Origin of the sequence: Streptomyces sp. NPDC021356 (assembly GCF_040641015.1) — a bacterium.
Lineage (GTDB): Bacteria > Actinomycetota > Actinomycetes > Streptomycetales > Streptomycetaceae > Streptomyces.
In genome coordinates this window covers 279252-292941 of record NZ_JBFACU010000005.1, presented here as the reverse complement: position 1 = coordinate 292941, position 13690 = coordinate 279252, and the positions used below count along the sequence as shown (strand labels likewise).

Annotated in this window: 11 protein-coding genes; 9 read left to right on the top strand and 2 right to left on the bottom strand. The window is 73.5% G+C overall.

The window, feature by feature from the left end; genetic code table 11:
- Positions 1–172: 172 nt before the first annotated feature.
- Together AB0G56_RS09170 and AB0G56_RS09165 are read left to right on the top strand one after the other, a co-directional pair.
- Positions 173–1774, top strand: a complete 1602-nt coding sequence (locus AB0G56_RS09170; RefSeq protein WP_360965940.1) for an MFS transporter — start codon at positions 173–175, stop codon at positions 1772–1774.
- An 84-nt stretch (positions 1775–1858) separates the two neighbouring features.
- On the top strand, positions 1859–3058 hold the full coding sequence (locus AB0G56_RS09165) for an acyl-CoA dehydrogenase family protein (protein ID WP_360965937.1): 1200 nt from the start codon (positions 1859–1861) through the stop codon (positions 3056–3058).
- 57 nt (positions 3059–3115) lie between these two features.
- On the opposite strand, the gene AB0G56_RS09160 is transcribed toward AB0G56_RS09165, so the two are convergent.
- A complete protein-coding gene (locus AB0G56_RS09160) occupies positions 3116–3553 on the bottom strand; it encodes a cell division protein SepF (RefSeq protein ID WP_360965934.1) in 438 nt (145 codons plus the stop codon).
- A gap of 288 nt (positions 3554–3841) precedes the next feature.
- On the opposite strand from AB0G56_RS09160, the gene AB0G56_RS09155 reads away from it, so the two are divergent.
- Positions 3842–5098 (top strand): DUF5685 family protein, encoded by a 1257-nt coding sequence (locus AB0G56_RS09155; RefSeq protein ID WP_360965931.1) that lies wholly within the window; start codon positions 3842–3844, stop codon positions 5096–5098.
- Positions 5099–5141: 43 nt separating this feature from the next.
- Here AB0G56_RS09155 and AB0G56_RS09150 read toward each other — a convergent pair whose 3' ends face one another.
- On the bottom strand, positions 5142–6101 hold the full coding sequence (locus AB0G56_RS09150; protein WP_360965929.1) for an ABC transporter substrate-binding protein: 960 nt from the start codon (positions 6099–6101) through the stop codon (positions 5142–5144).
- Between the two features lie 487 nt (positions 6102–6588).
- Here AB0G56_RS09150 and AB0G56_RS09145 point away from each other — a divergent pair, with 487 nt between their 5' ends.
- The 6 genes from AB0G56_RS09145 to AB0G56_RS09120 all read left to right on the top strand — a co-directional run bounded on the left by AB0G56_RS09145 (position 6589) and on the right by AB0G56_RS09120 (position 13650).
- Positions 6589–7455 (top strand): amino acid ABC transporter permease, encoded by an 867-nt coding sequence (locus AB0G56_RS09145; protein ID WP_360965927.1) that lies wholly within the window; start codon positions 6589–6591, stop codon positions 7453–7455.
- Positions 7452–9335 carry an FAD/NAD(P)-binding protein gene (locus AB0G56_RS09140; protein WP_360965924.1) on the top strand — a complete coding sequence of 628 codons (1884 nt, stop codon included), beginning with the start codon at positions 7452–7454 and terminating at the stop codon, positions 9333–9335. Before AB0G56_RS09145 ends, AB0G56_RS09140 begins: the two co-directional genes overlap by 4 nt.
- A 79-nt stretch (positions 9336–9414) precedes the next feature.
- Positions 9415–10176, top strand: coding sequence for an amino acid ABC transporter ATP-binding protein (locus tag AB0G56_RS09135; RefSeq protein ID WP_360965921.1), 762 nt, complete (start codon positions 9415–9417; stop codon positions 10174–10176).
- A 117-nt stretch (positions 10177–10293) separates the two neighbouring features.
- Positions 10294–11331, top strand: a complete 1038-nt coding sequence (locus AB0G56_RS09130) for an LLM class flavin-dependent oxidoreductase (protein ID WP_360965919.1) — start codon at positions 10294–10296, stop codon at positions 11329–11331.
- Between the two features lie 384 nt (positions 11332–11715).
- Positions 11716–12495 (top strand): DUF1684 domain-containing protein, encoded by a 780-nt coding sequence (locus AB0G56_RS09125; protein WP_360965916.1) that lies wholly within the window; start codon positions 11716–11718, stop codon positions 12493–12495.
- Positions 12496–12747: 252 nt separating this feature from the next.
- Positions 12748–13650, top strand: a complete 903-nt coding sequence (locus tag AB0G56_RS09120) for a S1 family peptidase (protein WP_360965913.1) — start codon at positions 12748–12750, stop codon at positions 13648–13650.
- Positions 13651–13690 lie beyond the last annotated feature (40 nt).

Genomic DNA, 13690 nt, shown 5'->3' with positions numbered 1-13690 from the left:
GATGGGCCACGCTCCCGGGCGGGGGACTCGCGTAGGCTGCCGTGTCACTCGCACTTCGCTGCGCGGGCCGGGGGCCACCGCTCCTTCCCGGCCCAGGCCCTGTCGCGGAACGTCCCCACTCCGCGGGCCCGCCGAGGCGAGGGTTCATCTGGGAGGTACGTACATGTCCGGCATGTCCGGTACGACCGCGGCGGCCCTCGGGCAGCGCCGCCGGGCGGCCGGGGACGGTGCGGGCCGCTGGGTCGTCCTGGTCGTGCTCTGCGTCAGCCTGCTGCTGGTCGCGGTGGACGCCACCGTCCTGCACGTCGCGGTGCCCGCCGTCACCGAGGACCTCAGGCCCGGGGCCATCGAACTGCTCTGGATCGTCGACGTCTATCCCCTCGTCTGCGCCTCGCTGCTGATCCTCTTCGGCACGCTGGGCGACCGCGTGGGCCGCAGACGGATCCTGCTGCTCGGCTACGCCCTCTTCGGCGTCGCCTCCGCCGTCGCGGCCTTCGCCCACCACCCCCAGACCCTGATCCTCGCCCGCGCGCTGCTCGGCGTCGGCGGAGCGATGATCATGCCGGCCACGCTGTCGATCCTGCGGCAGGTCTTCCCCGACCGGCGCGAGCGCGCGCTGGCCATCGGCGTCTGGAGCGCGGTCGCGGCCGTGGGCGCCGCGGTCGGGCCGCTGCTGGGCGGCTTCCTCCTCGAACACTTCTGGTGGGGGTCGGTCTTCCTCGTCAACATCCCGCTGATGCTGGTCAGCCTTCCGGTGGGGCGGCTGCTGCTGCCCGAGTCGACGGGCGAGCGCGAAGGGCCCTGGGACGTGATCGGGGCGGTGCTCGCGGCGGCGGGCCTGTTCGGCACCGTGTTCGGCGTGAAGCGGCTCGGCGGCGGTGAAGCGCCGCTCGGCGTGTTGACGCTGGGGCCGCTGGTGCTGGGCGTGGTCCTCCTGGTGACCTTCGTACGGCGGCAGCGGCGCCGGGCGCATCCGCTGGTGGACCTCGGGATGTTCGCGCGGCCCGCCTTCAGCACGGCCGTGGGCTGCATCGTGCTGGCGATGCTGGCACTGGTCGGCCTGGAGCTGATCGCGGCCCAGTACCTGCAACTGGTGCTCGGGCTGTCGCCGCTGAGCACGGGGCTGCGGCTGCTGCCGCTGACCTTCGCCGCGATGGCGGCCGGGCTCGTGGGCGCACGCGTCCTGCGGCGGTTCGGGCCGCGGCGCATGGTGTGCACGGGCTTCTGCCTGACGGCGGCCGCCGTGGTGGTGCTGACCGCGATGGGCGGCAAGGACGAGGCCGGGCTGCTGCTGTGCGGGTTCGTGCTGCTCGGTCTGGGCCTGGAGACGACGCTCTTCGGCGCGTACGAGTCGATGCTGAGCGAGGCGCCGGCGGACCGGGCGGGCGGGGCCGCGGCGATCGGCGAGACCTCTTACCAGTTGGGGGCCGGCATCGGCATCGCCCTGCTCGGGACCGTGATGAACGCGGCGTACGCGCCCGGCGTCGCCCGGGTGCCCGGCGTTCCGGCGGGGGCCTCGCGGCGGGCGTCGCACTCGCTGGGGGAGGCCTACGAGGTCGCCGGCCGCCTCGGCGGCCCGGCCGGGGCGGCCCTGCGGCGGGCGGCCCGGGACTCCTTCGTGCACGGGCTGCACGTGACGCTGCTGGTGAGCGCGGGACTGCTGCTGCTGGGCGCGGCGGCGGCGCTGCGGCTGCCACGCGTGATGCAGTGCGACGAGGCGGCGGTGGAGCTGCCCGCGCAGCGCGAGGTCGAGCGGTCCCGCGTCTCCGCGTGACGCTGGACGCGGACCCCGGCGCGTCGTAACGTCGGGCCGGAGCAGTGTAACTAGCGCTGCTAGTTTAACTAGTCGGAGGTGCCCATGCCGGCGTCGTCACCGAAACCGTCGCTGCCCCCGTTCGACCCCGCCGACCCCCTCGGGATCGACGACCTGCTGGACCCCGAGGACCTCGCCGTCCGCGCCACCGTGCGCGACTGGGCCGCCGACCGCGTGCTGCCGCACATCGCCGAGTGGTACGAGAGCGGCGAACTGCCCGCCGTACGGGAACTCGCACGCGAGCTGGGCGGCCTCGGCGCGCTCGGCATGTCCCTGACCGGCTATGGGTGCGCCGGCGCCACCGCCGTCCAGTACGGCCTCGCCTGCCTGGAACTGGAGGCGGCGGACTCGGGCATCCGCTCCCTCGTCAGCGTGCAGGGCTCCCTCGCCATGTACGCGATCCACCGCTTCGGCAGCGAGGAGCAGAAGCAGCAGTGGCTGCCCCGCATGGCGGCCGGCGAGGCGATCGGCTGCTTCGGGCTCACCGAACCCGACCACGGCTCCGACCCCGCCTCGATGCGCACCCACGCCAAGCGCGACGGCGGGGACTGGGTGCTGAACGGGCGCAAGATGTGGATCACCAACGGGTCCGTCGCTGCCGTCGCCGTGGTCTGGGCGCAGACCGAGGACGGCATCCGCGGCTTCGTCGTCCCCACCGACGCCCCGGGCTTCTCCGCCCCCGAGATCAAGCACAAGTGGTCGCTGCGCGCCTCCGTCACCAGCGAACTCGTCCTCGACGACGTACGGCTGCCCGCCGACGCCGTACTCCCGGAGGTCACCGGGCTGCGCGGCCCGCTCAGCTGTCTGTCCCACGCCCGCTACGGCATCGTCTGGGGCGCCATGGGTGCGGCCCGCTCCAGCTTCGCGGCCGCCGTGGACTACGCGCGCTCGCGCGAGCAGTTCGGCAGGCCCATCGGCGGCTTCCAGCTCACCCAGGCCAAGCTCGCCGACATGGCGGTCGAACTGCACAAGGGGATCCTGCTCGCCCACCACCTGGGGCGGCGCATGGACGCCGGCCGCCTGCGTCCCGAGCAGGTCAGCTTCGGCAAGCTCAACAACGTGCGGGAGGCGATCGAGATCTGCCGCACGGCGCGCACGATCCTCGGCGCCAACGGGATCTCCCTCGAATACCCCGTGATGCGGCACGCGACCAACCTCGAATCGGTGCTCACCTACGAGGGCACCGTCGAGATGCACCAGCTCGTGCTGGGCAAGGCGCTCACCGGGATCGACGCCTTCCGGTGAGCCGGAGGGCCCTGGTACGAGGCCCGGGCGGGGGCAGGGCCGGCGTGCGGCCCTGCCTCAGCTCTGGTTGAAGAAGCCGTCCGACCGGTGCGCCCCCGGGTCCCCGCTGACGATCTCCGTGTCGGCGGGGGAGAGCAGGAACACCCGCGTGGACACCCGGTCGATGGAACCGCGCAGACCGAAGACGAGCCCGGCCGCGAAGTCGACCACACGCTTGGCGTCACCCGCCTCCATCGCCGTGAGGTTGACGATGACGGGCACGCCCTCACGGAACAGCTCGCCGATGGCGCGGGCGTCCCGGAAGCTGTCCGGCGTCACCGTGCCGATCCGGCGGCCCTTGTCCTCGGCCGTGTCCGCGGCGACCTTCACCCGCGGGTCGGTCACCCAGGCGTCCCCGGACTCGGTTCCCTCGGAGTAGTCGTCGTCGTAGTAGCGCTCGTCTTCGTTGTCGTCGACGAGGCCGAGCCACGCACTCGCCTTGCGTACCGATCCCATGGACGCCTCCTCTCACAGCGGTCTTTCTGCTTCTCGCATCCCTATGGTCATCCATGATGCTGACAGCGCGCCAAGTGGATAGACGCCGCACGGGGGGTTTGTGACGGTACTGGTGCACAGCGGATCCGTCGAGGGCCTTGTGCCCCAAGGGTCATGCCCTACACCGATGCTGACCGTGAGTGAAATATGATGGTCGACGGCACTCGGGTGAGCGGTGATGCGTACGGGTGAACAGGGCGGTCGGTACGATGCGGCAGCTCAACGTCGCAGACACCACGGGGGATCGTCGTGTTCGGAATCGTCAGACCCTGCAGTCACCGGCTCGGTGAGCACCTCAAAGCCCAGTGGATGGCCCACTTGTGCGGCCTGTGCCTGGCCCTGCGCGGCGATCACGGGCAGTTCGCCCGGGTCGTGACGAACTACGACGGGCTGCTCATATCGGTCCTGACGGAGGCTCAGGCCGTGTCGGGCCGCCAGGCCGTGGAGGCCGGCAAGGACGGCAGGGCGAGGGCGTGGCGGCGTACCGCCGGGCCGTGCCCGCTGCGCGGGATGCGCACCGCCTCCGTCGCGCAGGGGGAGGGCGCCCGGCTCGCGGCGGCCGTCTCGCTGGTGCTCGCCTCGGCCAAGGTGCGCGACCACGTCGCCGACGGTGACGGACTGCTGGCCCGCAGGCCGGTGGCGCTCGCCGCGCGCAAGGTCGCCGACAGCTGGGGGCGCGCGGGCGCCCGCACCGGCGCCGACGTCGGCTTCGACACCGCCGTCCTCGTCGACGCGGTGGACCGGCAGGTCGGCATCGAGTCGCTGGCCGGACCCGGCACACCGGTCCTGACCGTCACCGAACCGACCGAGACCGCGACCGCCGCGGCCTTCGCGCACACCGCGGTGCTCGCCGGACGGCCGGACAACGCCCAACCCCTCGCCGAGGCGGGCCGCCTCTTCGGACGGCTCGCCCACCTCCTGGACGCCGTGGAGGACCGCGAGACCGACGCCGCGTCGGGCGCCTGGAACCCGCTGACCGCGACCGGCACCCCGCTCACCGAGGCCCGCCGGCTCGCCGACGACGCGGTGCACGGCATCCGGCTGGCCCTGCGCGAGGCCGAGTTCGCGGACGGACGGCTCGCGCACCTGCTGCTCGTCCACGAACTCCCGCGGTCCGTGGACCGTGCCTTCGGCACCGGGTCCTGCGGCCACGCGCCGGACGGGGCTTTCGGTCCGCCGCAGGGGCCGTACGCCCCGCAGCAGCCGCAGGCCCCGCACGACCCGGGCCACCCGCACCCCGGCGGCGGCAGCCCCTTCGGCGGCGAACCGCCGCGCCCCGGCAAGCGGGGCTTCTTCACCGGGTGCGCGGTCGCCGTCGGCCTGTGCTGCACCTGCCGACTGTGCTGCGCCGCCGAGTTCGAGAGCCCGTGGTCGCGGCAGCGGCGCGAGGGCTGGTGCCGCGACTGCGACTGCGACTGCTCCGGGTGCGACGGCTGCGGTGACTGTTGCGACTGCTGCGGGAACTGCTGCAGTTGCGACGGCTGCGACTGCGGCTGCGACTGTTAGGACGCGGGCGGCGGCGGCCGCCGGGACGGCCGCTGCCGGTTCGTCAGGACTTCAGTTCCGGTGGTGAGATCCGGGACGTCCTGATGGCGGACGCCGTCGTGCCCCACTTGTCGAGGATCTTCGCGTACGTCCCGTCGGAGATCAGCCTGTTGACCGCTGCCCGGAAGGCCGGCGCCAGCCTCGTGCCCTTCTTGAAGGCGAAGCCGACGTCGAGGCGGTGGAACTCGTTGAGGAACTTCAGGCCCGGCTGCCGGGCGACCGCGTACCGCAGGCCGTTGATCGTGGACATCACCACGTCGCTGCGGCCCTGCTGGAAGGAGGACCACAGCGCGCCGGACTCGCTGTAGGTCTGCACCTTGTACGCCTTCTTGCCCGCGTCCGCGCACCGGTGCGCGTTCTGCTCCAGGGTGGCCTCGAAGGTGGTCCCCGCGCCGGTGGCGATGTTCAGTCCGCACAGCTGGGCGAGGTCGGTGACCTTGCCCAGCCCGCTGTCCTCGCGGGTGGCGAAGCCCTGGCCGTCGTTGATGTAGGTGACAAAGTCGATGGTCCGGCGCCGCTCCTCGGTCACGCCGAAGTTGCCCGCACCGAGGTCGTACTTGCCGCTGTCGAGGGCGGGCAGGATCGCCTCGAACCCGGCCTGCTGCGTCTTCAGCCGGATACCGAGCACCCGGGCGACCGCGTTCGCGAAGTCGACGTCCTGGCCGGCGAGCGTCTTGCCGTCGCCCAGGTAGGACGTGCCGGGCGGGGTGCCGCCGACGGCGTACGCGATGGTCAGGCTCCGTACACCGGACGGCAGCAGGCGGGCGGCGGCCGCATCCTCGCGGACCCCGGAGACGACGTCCGCGGTCGGGATCTCGGCGGCGGCCTCGGCGGCGCCCGCCACGGAGCCCCCGGATCCGGCGCCGCCCGTGCCGGAGCCGCACGCGGTGAGCAGCAGGGCCGCAGAACTGATCAGGGCAAAGGGGATGAAATGCCGTTTACGGGCGCGCGAGGGCGTACGCATGGTGTGCGGTCTCCTGGAAGGAAAGGGGTGTCAGGCGGCGCGAGGGGAGGGGTGCGCGTGTGAAGGCGAGGAGAAGGACGCGGAAGGCGCGAAAGGAGTGGGAGGCGCGGAAGGCGCGGGCGGGGAAGCGGGGGGGAAGGCGAAGGAAGGTGAAGGAAGGCGAGAACACCGAAGGCGCCCGGAGACACCGGGGCGCGCAGGGGGTCGGCTCAGCTCAACAAGAACAGGACCACACTCGACCGAAGTCGATGTGGGAGCGCGTGACCAGCCACTGCTGCGGATGCATGGGCCAAGTGGAACAGGCATCCGGATTCCCGTCAACCACGTTGAGACGTCCGGCTCATATGCTGGACGCCCTTGACAACGGAGGGAAACCCGCCCGTACTCTCATGGGAACGGCCCTGCTGAGGGGCTCGGCCGCCCAGCGCCCCCGGCGCTCCCGTGTGAAGGCACCACCCGTGTTCGACCTACGTCACGGAGTCTTCGCATGTCTTCCGGCACCCTCGCCCAAGCCCCCGCCGCTCCCGGCAGCCCAGGCACCCCCGAACCGGCCGACGTCCTGCGCATCGTGCCGCGCCGCCGGCCCGGCCAGTGGGCCGCCGCCGTCGTCGTCCTCGCCCTGCTCGGCCTCGCGCTGACCTCGGTCGTGCGCAACAAGGCGTTCCAATGGGACGTCGTCGCCGACTACTTCACCTCCGACTCGGTCCTGCGCGGACTCTGGCTCACCCTGTGGCTGACCGCCGTCGTCATGGCGCTCGGCTTCGTCCTCGGCACCCTGCTCGCCGTCTTCCGGCTCTCCGCCAACCCGGTGCTGCGCGCCGTGAGCCGCGGCTACGTCTGGCTGTTCCGCTCGATACCGATCCTCGTGCAGCTGCTGCTCTGGTTCAACATCGGGGCGCTGTACCCGCACATCCTCGGCGTGAGGACGGTCGACCTCCTCGGACCGGTCACCGTCGCGATCGTCGGCCTCACCCTGCACGAGGCCGCGTACGCCGCCGAGGTGGTGCGCGGCGGCATCCTCTCCGTCGACCGCGGTCAGATCGAGGCCGCGCAGGCGCTCGGCCTGAGCCAGTGGCGGCGCTGGCGGCGGATCGTCCTCCCGCAGGCGATGCGCTCCATCGTGCCCCCGGCCGGCAACATGCTGATCGGCACCCTCAAGGGCACCTCCATCGTCAGCGTCATCGCCGTCCAGGACCTGCTGTACTCCGCCCAGCTGATCTACCACCAGACGTACCAGGTCATCCCGCTGCTGATGGTCGCCACCCTCTGGTACACCGCCGTCACCTCGGTGCTGAGCGTCGGCCAGCACTACGTGGAGAAGCACTACGCGCGCGGCACGGAGCGCACCCGATGACGTCCTCGCTCGTCGTCGTCGGGGCCGGCCCGCGGGGGACCGGTCTGCTCGAACGCATCGCCGCCAACGCCCCCGAGCTGTACGCCGGTGACGGCCTCGACATCCACCTCGTCGACCCCTGGCCGCCCGGCGCCGGCCGCATCTGGCGCGCCGCGCAGTCACCGCTGCTGTGGATGAACTCGCACGCCGAGGACGTCACCATGTTCACCGACGACACCGTCGACATGGCGGGACCGGTGCGCGAGGGCCCCACCCTGCACCAGTGGGCGGGCCTGCCCGGCCGCACCTTCACCGACCGCCGCGTCCAGGGCTCCTACCTGCGCTGGGTGTACGACGAGGCGGTGGCCGCGCTGCCCGCGGGCGTCACCGTCCACCACCACCGGCGGCGCGCGCTCAGGGTCGGCGGGCCGCGCGAGGGCCGCCAGCAGGTGTGGCTGGAGGGCCGCCCGCGCCCCCTGCTCGCCGACCTGGTGGTGCTCGCCCTCGGCCACCTGGACGCCGAACCCGACGACGAACAGGCCCGGCTGGCCGCCTACGCCCGCGACCACGGCCTGGTCCACCTGCCGCCGGGCTTCACCGCCGACAGCGACCTGTCCGCCCTGCGAGCGGGCGACCCGGTCGTCGTCCGCGGCTTCGGCCTCGCCTTCGTCGACCTCATGGTGCTGCTCACCGAGGGCCGCGGCGGTCGCCACGAGCAGGACACCTACGTGCCGTCGGGGCGGGAGCCCGTGCTGTACGTCGGTTCGCGGCGCGGGGTCCCGTACCACTCGAAGATCGGCTACGACCTCACCGGTGAACGCCCGCCGCTGCCCCGGTTCCTCGGTGCGGACGCGATCGGCGCGTTGTCGGCCACGGGCGGTCCGGACGGTGTGGACGGGGCCGGCTTCCGTGGATGGGGGAGCGTCCCGCCCGGGAGCGGCGGCGGAGAAGTCGGCGGGGGAGGCGGCGGCCTGTGGCCGCTGGTCGAGAAGGAACTCGGGTTCGCCCACTACCACCGGCTGTTCACCGCTCACCCCGAGCGCACCGCCATGGCCTGGGCGCACTTCGAGGAGGCGTACGCGGACGGGGGACCCGAGGAGCGCCGGGACCTGGTCGCCGCCGCCGTGCCCGGCCCCGCCGACCGGCTCGACCTCGCCGTTCTCGACCGGCCGCTGCACGGCGTACGGTACGACACGCCCGACGACCTCCAGGCGGCGCTGCGCGGCCGCATCGAGGCCGACCTGCGCCGGCGGCACGACCCCGCCCACAGTGCCGACCTCGGTCTCTTCCTCGGACTGCTGTCCGTCTACGGCCAGTTGACCCGGCTCGGCGACATCGGGCCCTGGTGGCACGGCTTCTTCAGCTCCCTCGCCTCCGGACCACCCGGGCCCCGGCTGCGGCAGATGCTCGCCCTGTCCCGCGCGGGCGTCCTCAGGTTCGTCGGCGCCGACATGCGCGTCACCGCCGAGGACGGTGTGTTCCGGGCGTCGAGCGAGACCGTGCCCGGCGCCGTGGTCGAGGCACGGGCGCTGGTCGAGGCGCGGCTGCCCGAGCCCACCGTGCGGCGCACCCGCGACCCGCTGCTGCGCGCCCTGCACGCCGAGGGGGCCGCCGAGACCCCGGACGGCCTGCTCCGGGTCGACCGCGCCGACGGCCGGATCCTGGACCGGGCCGGCCGCCCGCATCCCCGGCGCTTCGCGCTCGGCCCGTTCACCGACGGCCGTACGCCCGGCGCCTTCACCCGGCCGCGCACGGGCGGCCCCGCGTTCCGGCAGAACGACGCCACCGCCCGCGCGGTGCTGACCTTCCTGCGCGCGCCGGGCCCCCGGCCGGGTCCCGCGGCGGTGCCCGGGGAGGGTTCCGCAGCGGCTCCCGCGTCGGCCCCGCACGTCGTCGGGTGAGTCCGGCCGTCGGCCACCGTCCCCCGAGCATCCTCTTCCCGTCCGTCCCCCCCGCCCCCCGCACCGAAGGAACCCCGCGATGAGCGTCATGGTCGACATCAGGTCCGTCCACAAGAGCTTCGGTTCGCTGGAGGTCCTCAAAGGCATCGACCTCGAAGTGAACACCGGTCAGGTCACCGTGATCCTCGGCCCCTCAGGCTCGGGCAAGTCGACGCTGCTGCGCACCATCAACCACCTGGAGAAGGTGGACCGGGGCGCGATCAGCGTGGACGGCACCCTCGTCGGCTACCGCCGCTCGGGCGACCGGCTGCACGAGCTGCCCGAGCGTGAGGTCCTCGGACAGCGCACCCGGATCGGCTTCGTCTTCCAGAACTTCCACCTCTTCCCGCACCTGACCGTCCTGGAGAACATCGTCGAGGCGCCCGTCGCCGCGCTGAAGCGCCCCCGCGCCAAGGCCCTGGAGGCGGCGCGGCTGCTGCTGGAGCGGGTGGGGCTCGCCGACAAGGCCGACGACTACCCCGCCCGGCTCTCCGGCGGCCAGCAGCAGCGCGTCGCGATCGCCCGCGCGCTGGCCCTGGAGCCCCGGCTGCTGCTCTTCGACGAGCCGACCTCCGCGCTCGACCCGGAACTGGTCGGCGAAGTCCTCGACGTCATCAAGGACCTGGCCCGGCAGGGCACGACCATGATCGTCGTCACTCACGAGATCGGCTTCGCGCGGGAGGTCGCCGACACGGTGGTGTTCATGGACGCCGGGCGGATCGTCGAGCAGGGGCCGCCCGGTGAGGTGCTCGACCGGCCGCGGCACGAACGGACCCGGGCGTTCCTCTCCAAGGTCCTGTGACCCGCGCACCGTCGGCACGGCGCCCCGCCCCCCTGCCCGGCCCGTCACCGACCTCGCCCCGCCCGGCCCGTCACCGACCTCGCCCCGCCCGGCCCGCCACAGAAGGGAACCCCCGCGATGACCGCTCCGCCCGGCCGGAGGCTGCTGCACCTGGCTGCCGCACTGGACCGGCAGTCGGCGTACGACGCCGCGTCCTACGTGGAGTCGGCGCGGCTCGCCGAGAGCGGGGGCCTCGACTTCGTGACGCTCGACGACGGTCCCGCGCGCCCCGGCCCGGCCGCGCTCGCGGTCCTGTCCCAGGTGGCACCCGCCACGCACCGCGTCGGACTGGTCCCCACCGTCACGGCCACGCACACCGAACCCGGCCCCGTCCAGGCGGCCGTGGCGGCCCTCGACCGGGTCAGCCGCGGCCGGGCCGGGTGGCGGCTCGGGGCACCGGCCGGCCCGGCCGCCGCCGAGGCCGCGCGACCGCGGGACGGCACGGAGCCGGGCGGCACGGAGGGGGGCGGCACGGAGGGGGACGGTGCTGAGCGGGACGGTGCTGGGCGGGGTGCTCCGGTCGCGCCGTGGTCCCCGCAAGGGCACCTCGTCCGCGTGGCCGAAGCCACCGGCGGTCACGCGTGCGGTACGGCGGCACGCCACGCGGACGTGGTGCTGGTGAACGCGACGCATCCCGCACAGGCGGCGGCCGTCCGGGACCGGCTCCGTGACGAGGCCGCCCGGTCCGGCCGTGACCCCGGCGCCCTGCGCGTCCTGGCCGGCCTCGCCATCGACCTGCGCGACGGCGAGTACGCGGCGGAAAGGGGAGGGGAATTCCCCCGCTCCGAGCACGGCCGGGAACCCGGCGGCGGGGGAGGCCTGCGCCGGACCGCGCGGGGCCCGCTGTACCGGGGCGGCCCCGTCGACCTCGCCGAACTGATCGCCGCCTGGCACCGCGAGGGCGCCGTCGACGGCTTCCACCTCGTGCCCTCCGACCCGCGCCGGGACCTGGAGCGGCTGGTCAACGGCACCGTGACGCTGCTTCAGCACCGCGGACTGTTCCGCACGTTCTATCCGGGCGGCACCCTGCGCGAGCACCTGGGACTGGCCCGGCCCGTCGACCGCCGTACCGGCCGGTCCGGCGCGCGGCGCGCCGGGGCGGAAGGAGCGGCGTGACCGGGTCGGCACCGCGGTCCTCTCCGCAGGCCGGGCGGCCGTCTTCGTCCCGGGGCCATCCGGTCGTCATCCAGGCGGGGGATTCGGACGGCGGCCGGGGCGGGGAGCCGCGGCCGGGGGCCGCCTGCGCGCCGGCCCGTCGCGGCCGTACCGGGCGTGTCCCCCGCCTCCGGGCGCGGACCGGAACCGCGACCGAGGCCGGAACCGGAACCGGAACCACCTCCGCGACCGTGACCGTGACCGGTACCGGGATCGCGCCCACCACCGCCGAACCCGCCGCTTCCGGCCCCCCGGTGGCTTCGTTCTCCCGTACTCGCTCCAGGGCGCCACGCTGCGCCCGCACCTCGGTTTGGCCGCACGGCCGCACATGGAAGGGTTGATCACATGACGGACGCATCCGACCGGTGGAAGCAGTGGCACGAGGACCGCACCGAGACGGTGTCGGCTCCCTACGGGCCGCTCGCGCTGACCGGCACGCACTGGCTGGAGGACCACCCGGAGGGTCTGCTCCCGGGCGTTTCGGGCAGCTGGGCGGCCGACGGCGACGCGGTCGTGCTCACCGCCGCCGAGGCGGACGGACTGACCGTCGACGGCCGGCCCTTGGCCGGGCGGGTGCGGCTCGGCGCCGACACCGCGGCGGTGGCGGACGCCCGGGTCGCGCTGGGCGAGCGCCGGCTGGTCGTGCTCGTACGCGAAGGCGCATGGGGCGTACGGGACTTCGACCCGGCGTCCGCGGCCCGCGGGGCGTTTCGCGGCATCGCGGCCACCGCGTACGACCCGCGCTGGTCGGTGCCGGGGCGCTTCACCCCGTACGGGGAGGCCCGCACCGTGCGCGTGCCCAACGCGGACGGGCGCGAGCGCGGCCTCGGGCTCGCCGGGGAACTGGCGTTCACGCTCCAGGGGCGGGATCTGTCGCTCCAGGTCGCCCAGCAGCCGGACGGCGGGCTGTGGGCGGTGTTCGCCGACACCACCAGCGGGGACAGCAGCTTCCGCTTCCGTTTCCTGCACCCAGGGGCGCCGGACGACGAGGGCCGCACCACGGTCGACTTCAACCGTGCCGTGCTGCCGCCGTGTGCGTTCGCCGACCACTTCATCTGTCCCTTCCCGCCGCCGGGCAACACGCTGGACCTCGCGATACCCGCGGGGGAGCGCACGCTGCGCTGAGCCGCGACGCACACCGCCGCCACACCGCTGACGCACCGTCAATCCGCCTGGACCGCACACAGTCCACTCGAACCGCACACAGTCGCACGGCCGAAAGGCACTCTTGCGCCGACCGGCCGTTCGGCCGAATACTCCCCCACAGCGCTTGTCAGGGGCACAACGTATCCGGAACCCGGAACTCGCCCCTGGCTCTGCGCCTCACGGGCCCCGACCCCACGCGGGCCCCCGACTTCCTTTGTGGAGGAACGACAAGTGAGGATCAAGCGCACTTCCCCCCGCACCGTCATCACGAGACAGACCCGGCTGGTCGCCCTCGCCTCCGGGCTCGTGGCCGCCGCCGCGTTCGCGGTCCCCAGCGCGCACGCGGCCGACACCAGCACCTTCAGCGCCGCCCAGCTCACCAAGGCGAGCGACTCGGTGCTCAAGGCCGACGTCGCGGGCACCGCCTGGGCCGTCGACAGCAAGACCAACCGTGTCGTCGTCACCGCCGACAGCACGGTCTCCCAGGCCGACATCAACAGGATCAAACAACAGGCCGGAACCGACTCCGGGGCCCTGACCATCAAGCGCACACCGGGCAAGTTCAACAAGCTGATCTCCGGCGGCGACGCCATCTACGCCAGCAGCTGGCGCTGCTCGCTGGGCTTCAACGTCCAGGACTCCAGCGGCAACTACTACTTCCTGACCGCCGGCCACTGCACCGACGGCGCGGGCACCTGGTGGTCGAACTCCGCGCACACCACCACGCTGGGCACCACCGCCGGCTCCTCCTTCCCCGGCAACGACTACGGCATCGTGCGGTACACCAACAGCTCGGTGACCAAGTCGGGTGCCGTGGGCAGCCAGGACATCACGAGTGCCGCCACGCCCTCAGTGGGCACGACCGTCTACCGCCGCGGCTCGACGACCGGCACGCACAGCGGCCGGGTCACCGCCCTCAACGCGACGGTCAACTACGGCGGCGGCGACGTCGTCTCCGGTCTGATCCAGACCACGGTCTGCGCCGAGCCCGGCGACTCCGGCGGTCCGCTGTACGGCGGCAGCACGGCGTACGGCCTGACCTCCGGCGGCAGCGGCGACTGCACCTCCGGCGGTACGACGTTCTTCCAGCCGGTCACCGAAGCCCTGAGCGCCTACGGGGTCCACGTGTACTGACCGCTCCACAGGTGAGTTCGGCCGCCCCCACGGCCGACGG

Bases quoted from the DNA above. Each gene is read 5' to 3' on its own strand.
- AB0G56_RS09170 (WP_360965940.1), top strand. From the start codon at position 173: ATGTCCGGTACGACCGCGGCGGCCCTCGGGCAGCGCCGCCGGGCGGCC.
- AB0G56_RS09165 (WP_360965937.1), top strand. From the start codon at position 1,859: ATGCCGGCGTCGTCACCGAAACCGTCGCTGCCCCCGTTCGACCCCGCC.
- AB0G56_RS09160 (WP_360965934.1), bottom strand. From the start codon at position 3,553: ATGGGATCGGTACGCAAGGCGAGTGCGTGGCTCGGCCTCGTCGACGAC.
- AB0G56_RS09150 (WP_360965929.1), bottom strand. From the start codon at position 6,101: ATGCGTACGCCCTCGCGCGCCCGTAAACGGCATTTCATCCCCTTTGCC.
- AB0G56_RS09145 (WP_360965927.1), top strand. From the start codon at position 6,589: ATGTCTTCCGGCACCCTCGCCCAAGCCCCCGCCGCTCCCGGCAGCCCA.
- AB0G56_RS09140 (WP_360965924.1), top strand. From the start codon at position 7,452: ATGACGTCCTCGCTCGTCGTCGTCGGGGCCGGCCCGCGGGGGACCGGT.
- AB0G56_RS09135 (WP_360965921.1), top strand. From the start codon at position 9,415: ATGAGCGTCATGGTCGACATCAGGTCCGTCCACAAGAGCTTCGGTTCG.
- AB0G56_RS09130 (WP_360965919.1), top strand. From the start codon at position 10,294: ATGACCGCTCCGCCCGGCCGGAGGCTGCTGCACCTGGCTGCCGCACTG.
- AB0G56_RS09125 (WP_360965916.1), top strand. From the start codon at position 11,716: ATGACGGACGCATCCGACCGGTGGAAGCAGTGGCACGAGGACCGCACC.